The 18,553-nt window shown below is 28.4% G+C and carries 16 protein-coding genes and 1 tRNA gene; 13 read left to right on the top strand and 4 right to left on the bottom strand.

Going from position 1 to position 18,553, the window contains the following annotated elements:
* The first annotated feature begins 17 nt into the window (after window positions 1–17).
* The 3 genes from EYW44_RS11215 (at window position 18) to EYW44_RS11205 (ending at window position 4,207) form a co-directional block, all read left to right on the top strand.
* Complete coding sequence (locus tag EYW44_RS11215) at window positions 18–578, top strand: RNA polymerase sigma factor (protein ID WP_132723759.1); 561 nt, start codon at window positions 18–20, stop codon at window positions 576–578.
* Window position 579: 1 nt separating this feature from the next.
* Window positions 580–1,392, top strand: a complete 813-nt coding sequence (locus tag EYW44_RS11210; RefSeq protein ID WP_132723758.1) for a tetratricopeptide repeat protein — start codon at window positions 580–582, stop codon at window positions 1,390–1,392.
* A gap of 316 nt (window positions 1,393–1,708) precedes the next feature.
* A complete protein-coding gene (locus tag EYW44_RS11205) occupies window positions 1,709–4,207 on the top strand; it encodes a T9SS type A sorting domain-containing protein (RefSeq protein WP_132723757.1) in 2,499 nt (832 codons plus the stop codon).
* 203 nt (window positions 4,208–4,410) lie between these two features.
* Here the strand turns inward: EYW44_RS11205 and EYW44_RS11200 are convergent, their stop codons facing one another.
* Complete coding sequence (locus EYW44_RS11200; RefSeq protein ID WP_132723756.1) at window positions 4,411–4,896, bottom strand: hypothetical protein; 486 nt, start codon at window positions 4,894–4,896, stop codon at window positions 4,411–4,413.
* A 161-nt stretch (window positions 4,897–5,057) separates the two neighbouring features.
* A tRNA-Leu gene (locus EYW44_RS11195) sits at window positions 5,058–5,139 on the bottom strand.
* 163 nt (window positions 5,140–5,302) lie between these two features.
* On the opposite strand from EYW44_RS11195, the gene EYW44_RS11190 reads away from it, so the two are divergent.
* The 10 genes from EYW44_RS11190 (at window position 5,303) to rimM (ending at window position 17,681) form a co-directional block, all read left to right on the top strand.
* Window positions 5,303–6,688: a dipeptidase gene (locus EYW44_RS11190; RefSeq protein ID WP_132723755.1), complete on the top strand. Its 1,386-nt coding sequence runs from the start codon at window positions 5,303–5,305 to the stop codon at window positions 6,686–6,688.
* A gap of 128 nt (window positions 6,689–6,816) precedes the next feature.
* Complete coding sequence (locus tag EYW44_RS11185; RefSeq protein WP_243643644.1) at window positions 6,817–8,715, top strand: DUF3857 domain-containing protein; 1,899 nt, start codon at window positions 6,817–6,819, stop codon at window positions 8,713–8,715.
* 25 nt (window positions 8,716–8,740) lie between these two features.
* Window positions 8,741–10,747: a DUF3857 domain-containing protein gene (locus tag EYW44_RS11180; RefSeq protein WP_132723754.1), complete on the top strand. Its 2,007-nt coding sequence runs from the start codon at window positions 8,741–8,743 to the stop codon at window positions 10,745–10,747.
* Window positions 10,748–10,808: 61 nt separating this feature from the next.
* Entirely contained in the window at window positions 10,809–12,764 is a 1,956-nt protein-coding gene (locus EYW44_RS11175) for a DUF3857 domain-containing protein (protein ID WP_132723753.1), read from the top strand.
* A 143-nt stretch (window positions 12,765–12,907) separates the two neighbouring features.
* Window positions 12,908–13,279 carry a BlaI/MecI/CopY family transcriptional regulator gene (locus EYW44_RS11170; RefSeq protein WP_132723752.1) on the top strand — a complete coding sequence of 124 codons (372 nt, stop codon included), beginning with the start codon at window positions 12,908–12,910 and terminating at the stop codon, window positions 13,277–13,279.
* A complete protein-coding gene (locus tag EYW44_RS11165; protein WP_132723751.1) occupies window positions 13,276–14,934 on the top strand; it encodes a M56 family metallopeptidase in 1,659 nt (552 codons plus the stop codon). Before EYW44_RS11170 ends, EYW44_RS11165 begins: the two co-directional genes overlap by 4 nt.
* Before the next feature lie 83 nt (window positions 14,935–15,017).
* Complete coding sequence (locus EYW44_RS11160) at window positions 15,018–16,115, top strand: DUF4407 domain-containing protein (protein WP_132723750.1); 1,098 nt, start codon at window positions 15,018–15,020, stop codon at window positions 16,113–16,115.
* Between the two features lie 129 nt (window positions 16,116–16,244).
* On the top strand, window positions 16,245–16,436 hold the full coding sequence (locus EYW44_RS11155; protein ID WP_132723749.1) for a cold-shock protein: 192 nt from the start codon (window positions 16,245–16,247) through the stop codon (window positions 16,434–16,436).
* A 198-nt stretch (window positions 16,437–16,634) separates the two neighbouring features.
* Window positions 16,635–17,135, top strand: coding sequence for a 30S ribosomal protein S16 (locus EYW44_RS11150; protein WP_132723748.1), 501 nt, complete (start codon window positions 16,635–16,637; stop codon window positions 17,133–17,135).
* Window positions 17,136–17,150: 15 nt separating this feature from the next.
* The gene (gene rimM / locus EYW44_RS11145) at window positions 17,151–17,681 is read left to right on the top strand and encodes a ribosome maturation factor RimM (RefSeq protein WP_132723747.1); all 531 of its coding nucleotides are present in this window, start codon (window positions 17,151–17,153) and stop codon (window positions 17,679–17,681) included.
* Window positions 17,682–17,683: 2 nt separating this feature from the next.
* On the opposite strand, the gene EYW44_RS11140 is transcribed toward rimM, so the two are convergent.
* Window positions 17,684–18,118 carry a c-type cytochrome gene (locus EYW44_RS11140; RefSeq protein WP_132723746.1) on the bottom strand — a complete coding sequence of 145 codons (435 nt, stop codon included), beginning with the start codon at window positions 18,116–18,118 and terminating at the stop codon, window positions 17,684–17,686.
* A gap of 48 nt (window positions 18,119–18,166) precedes the next feature.
* Window positions 18,167–18,553 (bottom strand): SMU1112c/YaeR family gloxylase I-like metalloprotein, encoded by a 387-nt coding sequence (gene gloA2, locus EYW44_RS11135; RefSeq protein WP_132723745.1) that lies wholly within the window; start codon window positions 18,551–18,553, stop codon window positions 18,167–18,169.

Here is an 18,553-nt window from a genome sequence, read left to right as displayed (position 1 = left end):
TGTTATTTTTCTCCACGATGTTAGACAATAAAGTAATCACATTAAAAGAATTAGCACAAGGAAATAAAAAAACAATACATCATATTTATCTTAACTTATTTCCAAAAATTAAAAGCTATGTTCTTAAAAATAATGGGCAAATTGAAGATGCTGAAGATATTTTCCAAAAAGCACTCATACAAATTATCTCTAGATACAATGTAAACCCTTTTGAAATTAAAAGCTCTTTAGAAGGTTTTATTTACGTAGCAAGCACCAATTTATGGAAACGTGAATTAAATAAAAGAAAAATTAGAGTAACAAATTCAAAGGTTATTGAACTACTTAGTGAACATGATGATTTAGTTTTAGCTACGCTGGAACAAGAAAAATGGGAACTTTTTCAAGAAAAACTCAATGAGATCTCAGAGAACTGTAGAACTCTTTTAAAGTTTTTCTTTCAAAAAACTCCCTACAAAAAAATAGCGAATCAGTTAGGATACAAATCTGACAACGTGGTTCGTCAGCGTATTTTTAATTGTAAATCTCAGTTAACAAAAGCAATACAAAATGATTTTAGGTATAAAAATTTAATATAAAATGAGTGATTATTTAGAAAAAATAGACCGATACCTAGACGGAGAAATGAATGTAGACGAAATCAATACTTTTGAAAAGGAACTACAAACAAACACTGATTTAAAAGAAGCTTTTACACTTCAAAAAGAAATGAGAATTATCTACAGTAATCACTGGAATAATTTACCTACTTCTACAATACAAAAAGAAAAGGCTCAAAACTTAAAGAATTACCTAACAAGTAATAATGCAAAAGAAATTACCAACACTATAAATGAAGTCATTGCTGAAAATAGAAATGTAAAAACATTAAACCTAAAAAATATTATTGTAAAACTAACTGCAGCTGCTTCATTAATTATAGCAATCCCATTGATTTTTTTCTTTTTAAATAAAAACAATACTACAAATAAATATGAGACTCTGTTAGCTAAAGAAATACAAAGCTTACCATCATTAATTAACAGAAATGACAATCAGAATTCTCTTTTAACAGAAGGAGAACTCTTATTTAAGAATAAAGAGTTTAAAAAAGCATCTTCCTTGTTCTCTAAATACCAAAACAACAATAGTTCTCAAATTAACTCATTAAGCTTTTCTTACAATGGTTTTTGTTTTTTAGCACTGAATGATTACAGCAATGCTTTAATTCAGTTTAAACTTTTACAAAATTCTAATACTTTACAAGCAAAAAAAGCAAATTGGTACAAAGCTTTAGTCTATTTAAAACAACAAAAACAAGACTCTCTAAATTCTATATTAACTCAGATAACTTCTAATCCTAAAAATTATCAGTACCAAAACTCGAAAGAGCTTTTAAAAAGTTTACAATAAAACATTATTTTTTTAACGTTTAAAATCTGTTTCATAACCTCCTCAGGTTCCATTTTAACCTCGTAACAATTTCTTAACATAAGGTAAGAAAGTAGGTCTTTTTAAAAAACAAAAAATATTTTTGTTAAAATAAACTCTCAAAAAACTGACAATCAAAACCAAAGAATAAAAACCTAAAACCCCATATGATTTATAGGGTTTTAGCTAAAATCTTCACTCCATATTTCTTTATGTTTTTTTTAAGATTTCCTTAAGATTCTCTTAAAATTTCCTCGCTAATTTTGACTTACGAAAAACAGAAAACAGAAACAGAAAGATGAAAACTAATTTACAACCACAACTATTATTTCTACTATTTTTTTCCAGTATTAATATTGCTTTTTCTCAGCACACAAACATTCCTGACAACAATTTTGAACAGGCTTTAATTGATCTCGGTTTAGACAGCGGTGATTTAGACAATCTTGTACTTACAACCAACATCAATTCAGTTGAAGACTTAGATTTGTCCAATAAAAACATCACAGATTTCACTGGTATTGAAGGTTTTGTATCTCTAAAAAATTTCAAAGCAAATGACAATGCCGTTGAAAGTATAGATTTATCAGAAAATGTGAGTTTAGAAACATTAAATTTATCTAACAATTCAATAGAAAATTTAACTTTGTCAAATATTCTTCTAAAGGATGTTAGCCTAAAAAACAACCAACTAAACCTACTAGATGTATCTGAAAGTGTGCTTCTAGAAAGTTTATACGTTTCAGACAATCTGCTTACAGAAATTAATCTTGAAACAAATAGACAACTAAAACTATTAGAAATTGATAAGAATCAAATTAGTACAATAGATTTAGAAAGAAACACTCTTTTAGAGATTTTAAATGCTTCTGAAAATGATTTAACAATTGTAGATTTAACTAATAATCGTTTATTAGAAGAAGTGTCATTAAGCGACAATAATATTACTAGCATTGAGTTAAGAAACAATTTTCAACTTGAAAAGTTATTCTTAAAAAATAATAGTATAACTGAAATCTACCTACTTGGTAGTCCTATGCTAACCAATCTTGATGTTAGTAACAACCAATTAGATGAGTTAACTATTTTAACGTTATCCAATTTAGAATCGCTTTATGCCGATGAAAACAACATAGAAGAAATCACCACGCCATCAAACCTTAAGACTATTAGCCTAGTTAATAACAAACTAAAAACCATTAACTTAAACAGCAATAGAGATTTAGAGATTCTTGCTATCGATGGAAATTTACTAACCTCACTTGCTTTAAACAGAAACAGAAAATTATTTTATGTGAGTGCTGAATCTAACAACTTAACAGAGTTAAATTTAAGAAACGGAAACAACTCAAACTTTACTACAGGTGCAGCAGGATCTAGCTTTAAAAACAACCCTGCACTAACTTGTATTCTTGTTGATGACGAAGACTATAGTAATACTAACTGGACTGCTTTTAAAGATGATTCTGCAAGTTACGATACATTCTGTAACGGTAGTGTTACTGTAATTAGAGACCCTAAATTTGAACAAGTTTTAATAGATTTAAATATAGATGCAGGAGATATTGACGGAAGAGTTTTAGTAAGAAATATTGAAAATGTAACATCTCTTGATGTATCAAATAAAGAAATTGAAAATTTAAGAGGAATAGAAGGTTTTTCTGCTTTAGAAGAATTAAAAGTTCAAAACAACAAATTAACAACCTTAACACTAAGCAGTAATCGTAATTTAAAAAAACTAGAAGCTTTTAAAAACGACCTTACTTCTATTTCCTTACCAAATAGTCTTGAAGAAATTAATGTTAGCGATAACAAATTAAGAAACTTTAGTGTTTTAAATAATGATGAACTAAAAACGCTTGATGCTTCTAACAATGAAATTACAAACATCTACTTGAGCGACAACATCGAGACTTTAAATGTAAAGAACAATAAAATTAGAATTTTAGATATTGACAATAATGATAAAATGGAACGCTTAGACGCTTCAGATAATGCTATCAGCCTCCTTTATGTTCATGATAACTTGACATACCTAGATGCTTCAAACAACGAAATTCAAACATTGAACTTATCGAATAGTAAAGCTAAAGAAGTATATCTTCAAGACAATGATATTTCTAATTTAGGTCTTGATAATAATAGTGAATTAATTCATTTAAACTTAAACAACAACGAATTAAGAACAATAAATATAACAGATGCTACAGCATTAAAGAACTTATATCTTAACTCTAATAAGTTAAATCTGATTGATTTAGAATCAAATATAGCTATTGAAATATTAGATGTTTCAAATAATCGATTATCAACACTTGATTTATCAGCCAACATTGAACTTTACAGTATTTATGCAAACGATAATCAACTTACTTCAGTCGATTTAAAAAATGGAAATAACACTAAAATAGATGCTTCATTAACAAACTTCACTTCTAATCCTTCATTAACATGTATTCAAGTAGATAACAAAACAATTAGCGATAACAACTGGAGTGCCATTAAAGACACTACTGCTAATTTTAATGAAGATTGCAATGCTACTGCTTCTAACGAAGACAATAAATTTATTTTAACAAATACAGAAATTGCACCGAATCCAGTTACCAATACACTTAATATTAAATCAGATAAAGAAGTTGAATCATTGAAAATTTACAACATACAAGGATCTGAAATTTTAAACGCTAAGAATACTAAATCTTGTAATGTTGAAAAACTAACTTTTGGCGTTTACATTTTAAAAATAACTACTAAGGAAGGACAAACAGGCGTAAAACGCTTTGTAAAAAAATAAAAACTACATACATTTCCCCATTGATAAGAATGTCTTTTTTGAAATTAATCTACTAATTTCTGAAAGGCATTTTTTTATTCTCTATAAATTAGAGTATTTTAAAAACAAAGTCTTGATAAATTATCACTTAAACAACTTATCAAGACCTTAGCATATTTATTCAATATAAGAAAATAGGTTAAATTAAAAGATTCTTAGACTTCTTACTCAACAACATTTCCATCTTTATCTAAAAATCTCAACCTATACTTCCCGTCATTTCCTTTAATGACTTCTGTTTTTTCTGTTTCAGATTTATTTGCATCAACTATATTTTTGGCTGTTACAATAAGAGTTTTACATGTTTTCTCTTCACTACATGTATCATTAGCCCCTTTCTTAACACTTAAACAAACTTCATATTCACTTTCTCCAACTCCCCAAACAAAAAAGTTATCACCTTGGCTCACCTCTTTACTAGTATTGGTTTCTCCTGCTGGATTCTTCTGAGTTATCTCATAAGTATACGTATACCCATCTTTTTTTTCTGCTTCAAATCTAATATCCAATCCTTTATTTTCCTTGATTATAAAATCAACAGGACTACAAGCTGCTGTATTATTTGGATCTACAACATCTGTATCATCATTACAAGAAATAAACATAAATAGCATTAAGTTAAGAGTAAGTAGATTTTTGAAAAACTTCATAAAATTATTTTTAAAGATTATTATTGCTAGTAATACATCCGAAATAAAATCTACCCTAACTTTTTCTTGTTTTTTTTAGAAAAGACTCTTTTGATGCTTTATAAAGTTGAAGAAAATCTTAAAAATGAAAAAACCGAGATAAAAATATCTCGGTTTTTCAGTACGGGCGGAGAGACTCGAACTCTCACACCTCGCGGCACTAGATCCTAAGTCTAGCGTGTCTACCAATTCCACCACGCCCGCAATTATTAAAATCGGTTGCAAATATAAGCAAAGTATTTATATTTCAAACTCAAATATTCTTTTTATTGCATATTTTTCCCAATTTTTTTTTAACCTAATGAAAAACAGCTAATTATTTTTTCATTAAAAAAAATTAACTTAGCATAATTTTTAAAGAGCTTTTATGCAAACTATACAACAATATATTACCGAACATAAACAACGCTTTATTGATGAGCTTATTGAATTGTTAAAAATTCCTTCTATTAGTGCTGATACTGCTTATTCTCAAGACGTTTTAAATACTGCTGATTCTATTTTAAATGCACTAAAAAAAGCTGGATGTACCAACGTTGAACTATGTGAAACTCCTGGTTATCCTATTGTTTATGGTGAAAAAATAATTGATCCAAATTTACCTACTGTTTTAGTATATGGTCACTATGATGTTCAACCAGCTGATCCTTTAGATTTATGGGATGCTCCTCCTTTTGATCCTATCATTAAAAAAACAGACATACACCCTGAAGGTGCTATTTTCGCTAGAGGTGCCTGTGATGACAAAGGGCAAATGTACATGCATGTTAAAGCCCTAGAATACATGACTGCAACTGACAACTTACCTTGTAATGTTAAGTTTATGATTGAAGGTGAAGAAGAAGTTGGTTCTGAAAGTTTAGCGTGGTTTGTTCCTAGAAATATTGAAAAATTAGCGAACGATGTAATTTTAATTTCTGATACAGGAATGATTGCTAACGACATACCTTCTATAACTACTGGTTTAAGAGGTTTGAGTTATGTTGAAGTAGAAGTTACTGGTCCTAACAGAGATTTACATTCTGGTTTATACGGTGGCGCTGTAGCAAACCCTATTAATATTCTTTCTAAAATGATTGCTTCTTTGCATGATGAAAACAATCATATTACCATTCCTGGTTTTTATGATAAAGTTGAAGAATTAAGTACTGAAGAGAGAAATGAAATGGGTAAAGCTCCTTTCTCATTAGAAGCGTATAAAAATGCTTTAGATATTGATGATGTTCATGGAGAAAAAGGTTATACCACTAACGAACGAAATTCTATTAGACCTACTTTAGATGTAAATGGTATTTGGGGTGGTTACACTGGTGAAGGAGCAAAAACGGTTATTGCTTCTAAAGCGTATGCAAAAATATCTATGCGTTTAGTTCCTAATCAAGATTGGGAGGAAATTACCGAATTATTCAAAAATCATTTTGAAAAAATAGCTCCGAAAAGTGTAAAAGTAAAAGTTACACCTCATCATGGAGGACAAGGTTACGTAACTCCTATTGATAATATTGGCTACCAAGCTGCAAGTAAAGCTTACGAAGAAACTTTTGGTGTTACTCCAATTCCACAAAGAAGCGGTGGAAGTATTCCAATTGTGTCTTTATTTGAAAAAGAGTTAAAAAGTAAAACAATTTTAATGGGATTCGGACTTAATTCAGATGCAATTCACTCTCCTAACGAACATTTTGGCGTTTGGAATTATTTGAAAGGTATAGAAACCATTCCTTATTTTTACAAATACTTTGCTGAATTATCTTAACTTAAAAATAAAACACTGTTTTTAAACACATTAAAAACACTTAATATTATAAAAATGAATAAAAACTTTACTTAATTTAAAGTTCTTATTCATTTTTTTTCATAAGTTTGCGGCAAAAAAAATAACTTATGAAAAGAATACCCCTATTCTTCCTGCTGCTTTTTAGTATTATTTGTCAAGCACAAGAAATATCGCTTTCTGCTTTTGTTATTTCTGAAGAACTAAAAAAAGATGCAAATGCAGTAGTTCGTGAACATTACACAGAAGTTACTATAGAAAGTATAGATGTAATGTATGTAAAAACAAAACGAATTATTACTGTACTAAATAAATTAGGCAACAATGAAGTTGACACATATGCATACTATGATAATGACACTAAAATAACTCAATTATCTGCAAAGATTTACGATTCATTTGGTGAAGAAATAAAAAAGTTCTCAAAAAGTAAATTCCAAGATGTTAGCGCTGTAAGCGGAGGAACTCTTTATTCGGATAATAGAGTAAAGTACATTGACTATACTCCTACTAAATACCCATACACTGTTGTATTTGAATCTAAATATAAAACCTCTTCTACTGGTTTCATACCAACTTGGTATCCTGTTCAGTCATTTAATGTTTCTGTAGAAAAAAGTGAATATAAAGTTATAAATCCTAACAACTTTGAAATTAAAACAAAGGAAAATAACTTTAAAAAATATCCAATTAAAAAAGTTTCTGATACTAATATTCATTATACAGCTGAAAAGTTATCAGCTATTGAAAACGAAAGAAACTCTTTAAGCTTTGTGGATTTAATGCCAGAATTATTAGTTGCCCTGAATAACTTTACCTTAAAAAAAGTTCCTGGTACTGCTACTAATTGGAAAGAATTCGGAAAATGGACGTACTCAAAACTACTAAAAGAAAAAACTACTTTGTCGCCAGCAACTATTAATAAAGTTCAAGAACTAACTAAAGATGCTAATAACGATATTGAAAAGGCGAAAATAATTTACAAATACATGCAAGATAAAACCAGATATATTAGTGTACAAGTTGGTATTGGTGGGTGGGAACCTATTCCTGCAAATGAAGTAGACAAATTAGGTTATGGTGATTGTAAAGGATTAACTAATTACACTAAAGCATTATTAAATGCTGTAGGTGTCGAAGCAAATTATACTATTGTATACGCAAATAATAGAAGAGATATTAATAAAGACTTCACTTCTATTCAAGGAAACCATGCTATTTTAAATATTCCTAATAATGGAAAAGATGTTTGGTTAGAATGTACAAGTCAAAAAATGCCTTTTGGTTTTTTAGGTGATTTTACTGATGACAGAAATGTTTTAGTTGTTACACCTGAAGGCGGTGTTATTAAAAGAACTCCTGCTTATAAAAATGAAGACAATCTTCAAACAACAAAAGCTAATATCGAGTTATTAGATAATGGTAATCTAAAAGCTAATGTTCATATTATTTCTGAAGGTATTCAATACGATCAAAAGTTTACTATAGATTCTAAATCACAAGAAGATTTAAAAAAATATTACAAGTCTACTGTATGGGATTACAATAATAACCTAACAATAAACTCTATTAAACTAAACAACAATAAAGAGAATATTGTTTTTGATGAAAAAATTGACTTAGACATTAGAGAATACGCTAGTATCAACGAAAATGAATTATTATTCAGATTAAATGTTTTCAATAAGAATTCATTCATTCCTAAAAGATACAGAACAAGAAATTTACCTCTTAAAATAAATAGAGGTTACAAAGATGTTGACATATATACTTTTACTATCCCTGAGAATTATACATTTCAACAACTTCCAGAGAAAAAAGTTTTAGAAACTAAATTTGGAAATTATACTCTTGAAATTGAAAAAATTGATGACAGAACTATTACATACAAAAAGGAAATAATAATTAAAGACGGTATATACCCAAAAGAGGATTATAAACTTTACAGAAAATTCAGAAAAAGTATTGCTAAACTAGAAAATTCAAGAATTGCTTTACTAAAAAAATAACCCGAAACATTTTAAATAAAAAATTATGAAAAAAATCATTACATCACTAATGATTCTATTTACTTGCTATGTAAATGCTCAAGAATTTAAATTTGGAAAAGTATCTAAAGAAGAATTAGAAGAAAAAATGCATCCTACAGACTCTAGTGCGAATGCAGCTTACATTTACAAATACAGAAAAACCTTTTACAGTTATACCCAAGGACAAGGTTTTAATTTAATCACTGAAATACATCAAAGAATAAAAATATACAACAAAGACGGTTTAGATCGTGCTAACTTTGAAATAGGTTTATACAGAAATAATAGCAATAAAGAAAAAGCTACCAACATTAAAGGATATACTTTTAATAATTTAGATGGTAAAGTTGAAAAAACGAAGCTAAAAAAAGAGCACTACTTTAGAGAAGAAACTTCAAAAAACACAAATATTGTAAAAATAGCTTTTCCTAATGTAAAAGAAGGTAGCGTTATTGACTTAAAATATACGATTAGCTCTCCTTTTGTAAGCAATATTGATGAAGTACAATTTCAACATACAATTCCTATTAAAAACCTTGATATAACTATTGAGGCTCCAGAATATTTTTACTTTAAAAAAGCTTCTAAAGGATATTTTAGCATTCCTCCTGTGAGTTCTAAGAAAAGAGGACAAATAACATTTAGCTCTAAAACAAGAAGTGGAAAATATGTAACTAATACTACGTTTCATAAATCATCAATAGATTACACAAAAAACATAGACAAATACCTTGCTAAAAACATTCCTGCTTTTCCTGATAGCGAGCCTTATTTAGTGAGTCCACGTACCTATAAAGGTGGAATTAAATACGAATTATCTTACACTAAATTCCCTAATAGCACTCCAAAATATTATGCTACTACATGGGAAGATGTAAGTAAACAGATATACAAGTCTACCAACTTTGGTAAAGAAATAGAAAAAACAAGTTATTACAAAGACGATTTAACTACCATATTAACTGATGCTAAAAGCGATATTCAAAAAGCTGTAACAATTTTTGAATTTGTAAAATCAAAAATAAAATGGAATGGTAATTATGGAAAATATGTAAGCGAAGGCGTTAAAAAAGCTTATAAAGATGGCGTTGGTAATGTAGCTGAAGTTAACTTAGTACTTACTTCTATGTTACAAAGTGCAGGTTTAAAAGCAAATCCTGTTTTGGTTAGTTCAATTACCAATAGTATCCCTTTATTTCCAACACTTGATGGTTTTAATTATGTGATTGCCATGGTAGAACTAGAAAGTGGATCTTATATATTACTAGATGCTACAGAACCTTACAGTTCTCCTAACAATTTACCTGCAAGAGCCTTAAATTGGAATGGAAGAAAAATTACTAAAGAAGGTTATTCTTCTTGGGTTAAACTTACTTCTAAACAACATTCTTCTGAAGAACATATTATAAAAGTTTCTTTAGATGAAGAAGGTGTTATGGAAGGATTTGTTAGAAAAAAAGAACAAAAATTAAATGCATTATTAACAAGAAAGAGATTGAACAATTTAGATGATGATAAAATCATTTCTGACCTAGAAGAAAAACATGAAATTGAAATTGACAATTATAAATTATCTAACAAAAACACATTAGGCAAACCTGTAAGTCAAATGTTCAAGTTTTCATCTGACAACTTGGTAGAAGAAATTAATGGTAAATTGTATATAAACCCTTTACTTTTTTTAACTCGAGAAAAAAATCCTTTTAAATCTGAGAAAAGATCGTTCCCTATAGATTTTGTTTCTCCATGGAAAGAAAGCTATAAAATTTCTATTGACATACCAGAAGGTTACGAAATTGAATCTTTGCCAGAACAAATGGCTATTGGGCTTCCTGAAAATTTAGGCTTTTTCAAATTTCAAGCTATAAAAGGTAAAAAAGGAGTCCAAGTAAATTCAATTTTACAATTCAACTCCGCCAAAATATCACCTATCGTTTACCAACAAATAAAACAATTTTATTCGGAGATGATAGCTAAGCAAAATGAAAAAATTGTATTAATCAAAAAATAACTTAAGCAATAATAAAAGCATGTATCTTAAAATCGATACATGTTTTTAGCTTTTATTAATTATGAATTTAAAAATTTGTATTCTTTCTTTTACTTTAATTTTATTATTTAGAGTCAACGCTCAAACCAGAAAAGGTTATGAATTAAACAAAACCACTCGTGATGAAATTGAAATGATTAGTTACGAAAAAGATTCTACTACTAAAGCTGTTGTTTTAGAAGAAAAAGGACACTTTTCTGTTGATAAAGAAAATAATTACAACTTCAGAAGAGACATATATAAACGTATTAAATTTTTTGACAAATCAGAAATAGATAGAGCTACAATTACTATCGATTTATATAAAAATGAATATGTTAAATACATTAAAGCGATTTCTTATACCAACGAAGAAGGCAACGTAAAAAAGATTTATCTAACTAAAGATAAAATATATAAAAAAAAGAATACTGATCTATGGACTGAGATGAGTTTTACATTACCTAACGTAAAAGACGGAAGTGTTATAGAATATTCATATAGTGTCTTTTCTCCATACAGACACTCAATTGATGATTGGTATTTTCAATCATCAATTCCAAAAATAAAAAGTGATTTTACCGCTTTGATTCCGGGGAATTGGAAATATAACATTCGAATAAATGGTTTTCAAAAACTTGACAGAGAAGAAAGTAATATCAAAAGACTATGTCTTGAAATACCTGGTATAAAAACGGGCGATTGTTTAGACTTAAAATTTGGTATGGACTCTGTGCCTGCTTTTAAAAAAGAAGATTACATGCTTGCTTCTAAAAACTACATGTCTAGACTAATTTTTGAACTCGAATCGTATACTCATATTGATGGTAGAGTTAATGATTATGTAACAACATGGGAAGATGCAGATAGAACTTTAAAAAAGTACTTCCTAGATAATCAAACCTCCAAAAAGAATTATTTCAGAAAAAAACTTCCTCAAGAAATTTTTTCTATAGAAGATAAACTAGTAAAAGTAAAAGCGATTTTCAAACATCTTCAAAATACATTAACTTGGAATGAAAAACATAGAAGTACTAAACTTAGAGTTAAAGAATCTTATGAGAGCAAAACTGGTAGTGTAGATGCTTTAAACCTAATCCTTTTTAATACTTTAAAAGCTGTAGATATTGATGCCCACATCATAGCGCTTTCAACTAGAAAAAACGGAATGGTTACAAAACTACACCCTACTACTGACGACTTTAATTATTTTATTGTTAAAACTACAGTTAACGGTGAAGATTATTTGTTAGATATTTCAAACAAAAACCTTCTGTTCGGAGAACTTCCTTTTAAAACTTTAAATGGTGAAGGAAGATTATTGGATTTTAAAAAAGGAGGAGAATGGCAAACTGTTTCACCTAAATATTATTCGTCCACATCTAAAAAAGTGATATTTAAATTCGATGAAGAATTAAATCCTTTTGGAAGTATTCAAGAATCGTATAAAGGTTATTTTGCACTAAACAAAAGAACCAAACTTAGCAAAATAGGTGACGAAAAATTATGGGAAGAAATTGAAGAAACTTATCCTGATTTAGAAATTGACAGTCTTAAATTTAACACTAAAGATCCTAAAGATTTTAAAATTAATTACAACTTCAATGTTCCAGACTCTGAAATTGAAAAAAGCTCAACTAAATTTAAAATAAATCCTTTTGTTATTGATAGAATTACCAAGAATCCTTTCAAGCTAAAAGAGCGTAACTATCCTGTAAATTTCGGGTATAAATGGTCTAAGTCTTACTTTATAGATATAAAAACTCCTCAAGGATATACTTTAACCAAATACCCTGAAAACACAGCCGTTTCATTACCTAACAAAGGAGGACGCTTACTATTAAATAGCAAGAAAACAGCTGATGGATTAACTATATATTTTAAATACTCACTAAATAAAGAAGCATATCATAGCCTAGAATACGAATATTTAAAAGAGTATTTTAATAAAATAATTAAAGCTGAAGAAGCTTTTATACATTACACCAAACAAGAATAAACCTTTCAATAATTCTTTATTGGTAAAAACTCATACTGTTTAATTAGTATGAGTTTTTTTAAATCGCTTAACTTCTACATTTGTAGAATTAAAATTTTATTTCTACATTTGTAGAGCAAGAATAATAATATTATTGAGATCAGATGAAATTATCAAAAGCAGAAGAGCAAATAATGCAGTATTTATGGAAATTAGAAAAAGCATTTATGAAAGACCTATTAAATGAGTTTCCTGAACCTAAACCTGCTTCTACAACTGTAGCTACTTTATTAAAAAGAATGAAAGATAAAGAGTTTATAAGCTTTGAATTATTTGGTAAGTCGAGACAATATTATCCACTAGTAAAAAAATCCGATTACTTTTCTAAGCATGTGAATGGTTTAATTAAAAACTTTTTTAACGATTCAGCTTCTCAATTTGCTTCTTTCTTTACCTCAGCTACAGATTTATCTGTTACCGAACTAGAAGAATTACGTGAAATAATTGACAAACAAATTAAAAAGCAGAAAAAATGATTTTATATGTATTGAAAGTAAGCGCTTGTTTGGGATTATTTATTGCCTTTTATCATTTGGTTTTAGAGCGAGAAAAAATGCATCAATTCAATCGATTTTATTTATTGGGTTGTATTCCATTTTCTTTTTTAGTTCCGTTTTACACAATGTATACTAAAGCTATTGAAAACGATACCTTAATTGTTTCTCAAATAAATATTAGTCAATCGGAAATAATAGAACAAAATCATTTTGATTATACGAATGTTTTAATAGGCATATATTTAATCATCTCAGCACTTTTTTTAGTTAGATTTCTTAAAAACTTACTTTCAATAATTTCATTAATCAACAAAAATTCAAAACACAAAATAAACAGAGCAACTCTTGTTTTAGTAGAGGATAAAATTTCACCTCATACATTTTGGAATTATATTTTTGTAAATAAAAAAGAACACGTTAACGCTGAGATAGAGAAAGAACTTTACGATCATGAGTTAACTCATGCTACTCAAAAACACACTTTAGATATTATTCTAATTGAATTATTTCAAATAATCTTCTGGATAAATCCTTTGATAATACTTCTAAAAAAAGCAATCAAATTAAATCATGAATTTATTGCTGACAATTCAGTAATTAAAACCTATAAAAATATACCTAAATACCAATACTTATTATTAGACAAAAGTAGTTGGAAAAACGAATATTACTTGGCCAGTAATTTGAATTATGTATTAACTAAAAAAAGATTACTTATGATGAATAAACAAAGTTCACATCGAAAAATCATTTTAAAAAAACTGGCAATAGTGCCTTTATTACTAACTTTTGTACTACTTTTTTCTAAAAAAGTTAGTGCCAAAGAGAATAACAAACCTGTAATTGACAATTTTAAAACCTCTACAGATAGTATTCCAAATAGGTTTGAAACTGGATTTTATGATAAAAATCAGCAAACATTATATTACATTAAAAATGAAGAAGGCACTAGGTATTTTAATCGTTTTGGTCAATTAGTTGACAAAAATGGTAATATATTAAATAGTGAAACAACTCCTTCTGATGAAGTTATACCTGATCATATTATTGAAAAAGTATATAAAAACGGAAAAGTTATTAGCGAATTTAAAAGAAAAGGGAGTCCAAATCCTATGGTGGTTAAAAAGGGTGATATTACCAACATACCGCCACCACCTAAACCAAAATCACCAACGGTTAAAGAAATGGACATTACTAATATTCCTCCGCCTCCAAAACCTATACCACCAGTAGTTAGAAAAGGAGAAATTAGTAATATTCCACCACCTCCTAAACCTCTTGAATTGATTCATGATAATAAAGATGCTACATTCTATTTTAATGACAAGAAAGTATCTTATAGAAAAATACAATCCTTAATTAAGAATCAAAAAGGTTTACATCTTTTATCTAAAGAAAAAGGTGATAAAAAAATCATTAAATTTTCTACCAGAGAATATGCACAAAACAAAAAGAAGCATACGCCAAAAAAAGTAGAGAATCTAATTCCTAAACATATAGATGCAGACATCTACTTGGATGGAAAAATTATTACTCGAGAAGAAGCTAAAAAAATAGATGTTGATAAAATTGCCAAAATAGATATTCGAAAAAATAAAAAAGGGAAAAACCGAATTTATATTACTAGTAAATAATTGAATGTTAAAAGCCTCTTAAAAAGGGGCTTTTACTTGTAACATAACTCGTTAAAAATCGTTTATACTATTAAAGACTTCCAATGATTAAACGTTTTTTTATATTATGTTCTGGTGCTGACTTAAATTTAATCGAAAATTGTTCTAACGGAGAACAAAATAAATTTGCTGGAATTGGAGCTACCGTATTCTTTACAGCAATTATGGCTTTTATAGCTTCTAGCTACGCTCTTTTTACAGTATTTGACAATATATACACCTCTGTATTCTTTGGTTTTATTTGGGGACTCTTAATTTTTAACTTAGATAGATATATTGTTGCGACACTCAGAAAAAAGGATAAGTTTAGTTCTGAATTAATCCAAGCTACACCAAGACTAATTTTAGCAATTATCATTGCCGTAGTTATATCAAAACCTTTAGAGTTAAAAATTTTCGAAAAAGAAATCAATCAGGTATTACTTACTGAGAAAAATCAAATGACTCTTGATAATAAAAATCAAATTGCAGAAAGATATACGCCTGAAATTACTAAAATACAATCTGAAATTGCAAACTTAAAAGCTGAAATAGATCAAAAAGAAAAAGAAACTAATGGACTTTACGAAACATATATTGCAGAAGCTGAGGGAAGGAAAGGAACTAAATTAAAAGGTAAAGGTCCTGTTTATAAAGAAAAAAGAGAAAAACATGATACTTCTTTATCTGAATTAGCAGAACTTAAAAAAAATAACAATGAAAAAATTACCCAAAAAGAAAATGAAATTGCTACTCTAACTCAACAACAAAAAGATAACGAAACAAATACACAACCTATAATTTCAAATTTTGATGGTTTAATGGCTAGGGTAAATGCTTTGAATAAACTTCCTTGGCTTCCTTCTTTTTTTATATTTCTATTGTTTTTAGCTATTGAAACCTCTCCTATTTTCACTAAATTAATTAGTAGCAAAAGTGAATATGATTATAAATTAGAAAATCAAGAATCTGAAGTAAAATTATGGTCACACCAACAAATAGATCAACGTGAAAAAATCATTCAAGCTGAAATTAATATTAATACGAAAGCTTTTGATGATTTAGAAAATGACGAAGAACTGATTAAACACAAGAAGAAAGCTGCCAAAGACGCTATAATAGAGCAAACAAACAATTATATACCTAAACAACAGATAATCTAATAAGCTATTTGTTAACATTCTAACAAAGAAACTAAGCTGCTTTTTGTAAATATTTGAAAATAAACTAAAAAGATCTTTAAAACAACCAATTAAAAGTTATATTTGCGTTTTAATTTAATACATTTTATAATGAAACAAGGAACGGTAAAGTTCTTTAATGAATCTAAAGGTTTCGGATTTATTACAGAGTCAAACTCAGGAACAGAATACTTCGTACACATCTCAGGTTTAGTAGACGATATTAGACAAGGAGACGAAGTTGAGTTTGAACTAAAAGAAGGAAAAAAAGGATTAAACGCTGTTAGTGTTAGAGTAATTTAATAAATCACACCATTTAATTTTTTCAAAGCATCTGATTAACAGATGCTTTTTATTTTTAAATAAATAAATTTAGACTCTTTTTTTAGAAAAGATTTTCATAAATTTGCGCTCTCAAAATATTGAAATTTGTTTTTAAATATTTTTGAAAATAATTAATAGATTAATAAACAAGGTCGCGTACCTTAAAATTTAACAAGTATGCCTGTAAGAATTAGATTACAAAGACACGGTAAAAAAGGAAAACCATTTTATTGGGTAGTTGCTGCTGACTCAAGAGCAAAAAGAGACGGTCGTTTTTTAGAAAAGATTGGAACTTACAACCCTAACACTAACCCAGCTACAATTAACTTAGATGTTGATGCTGCTGTAAAGTGGTTACAAGATGGTGCTCAACCTTCTGATACTGCAAGAGCAATTTTATCATACAAAGGTGCTTTATTAAAAAATCACTTAGCTGGTGGTGTAAGAAAAGGTGCTTTAACTGAAGAGCAAGCAGAAGCTAAATTTACTGCTTGGTTAGATGAAAAAGCTGGTAAAGTAGCTGGTAAAGTTGACGGTTTAGCTAAAGCTCAAGAAGAGGCTAAAGCAAAAGCTTTAGAAGCTGAGAAAGCTGTTAATGAAGCTCGTATTGCTGCAAAAGCTCCTGTTGTAGATAGCGAAGATGCTGCTACTGAAGAAGGTGGTGATAGCGAAGAGTAAAAAAACACAACGATAATGCAAAAAAAGGATTGTTTTTACCTTGGCAAAATCGTGAAGAAACACAGTTTCAAAGGCGAGGTAGTTATTAAATTAGATACTGATGAACCTGAACTGTACAGAAATTTGGAATCAGTTTTTGTCGATCTCGGCAATAACTTGATTCCTTTTTTCATTACAAAATCTTCTTTAAGTAAAGGAGTAATGCTTCGCGTAAAATTTGAAGATATTGACACAGAACAAGATGCTGAAGCTATATTAAAATCGGGTATTTATTTACCTATTTCTTTACTTCCTAAACTTACGGGTAATAAGTTTTACTATCATGAAGTAATTGGTTTTACTGTTAAAGACTCAACTTTTGGTGAAGTTGGCTCTATCATAAATATTAATGATAGTGCTGCACAGCCTTTATTTGAAATTGATAGAGATGGAACGGAAGTTTTTATTCCAATGATTGATGATTTTATTCAAAAAGTAGATCGTGAGAATAAGACCATTGAAGTTACAACTCCTGAAGGTTTAATTGACTTATATTTAGGTATATAATTTTATTTACCATCCAAATAAATTAACAAATCATTTAACTGTTCATCTGTTAAATGATTTTTGTTATGATCACTATTTGTCCATTTAAACTCAGAATTTAAATTTAAAACAAGTTTATCTTTTTTATCAATAAGTGATTGTTCATCTCTTATGTATTGAAATAGCCATTCTATTTCATATCTATCTTTTACTCCTCTTCGAAAACCATCTTTAGCTTGAATTTTATGACAACTCACACAACCTTCATTAATAAAAATGTCTTTTCCTCTTTCATACGATTCGTTCTTCTTTCTTATTATTACAACTTTTTTCATTTTAAAAGAATCATTAGCTTTAGGAAACTTCTCCCTTACCTGGATGGATATTACCCAAAAAAGAACAGGTATCAATATTAATGACAATATAAAACCTAAAATATCATTAGCTGTTAACTTCATTTACCCGTTTTTTAAAACACATTTTTACATTTTTTTTTCTTACACCGCCTATAATTCATAAAGCTCAATAGGTAAGTTATCAGGATCATTAAAAAAAGTAAATCTTTTTCCTGTAAACTCATCTATTCTTGCTACCTCAACTTCTATGTTCTTAGATTTTAAATAATGAATCCAGGCATCTAAATCTTTAACTCCAAAAGCAATATGCCTTAAACCTGTTGCTTCAGGAAAAGACAATCTTTTTGGTGGATTTGGAAAAGAGAATAATTCTATCAGATATGTTTCATTTAATGATAAATCCAATTTATAAGAATTACGTTCTTCTCTAAAAACCTCTTGCTCAATTTTAAACCCTAATACTTCTGTATAAAACTCTTTTGATTTTTGATAATCAGCACAAATGATAGCTATATGATGTAATTTTTCAATTTTCAT

It is taken from the genome of Tenacibaculum sp. M341 (assembly GCF_004337695.1).
Taxonomy (GTDB): Bacteria; Bacteroidota; Bacteroidia; order Flavobacteriales; family Flavobacteriaceae; genus Polaribacter.
The sequence above is the reverse complement of the archived record's forward strand: the minus strand, read 5'-3'. Positions and strand labels throughout refer to the sequence as shown.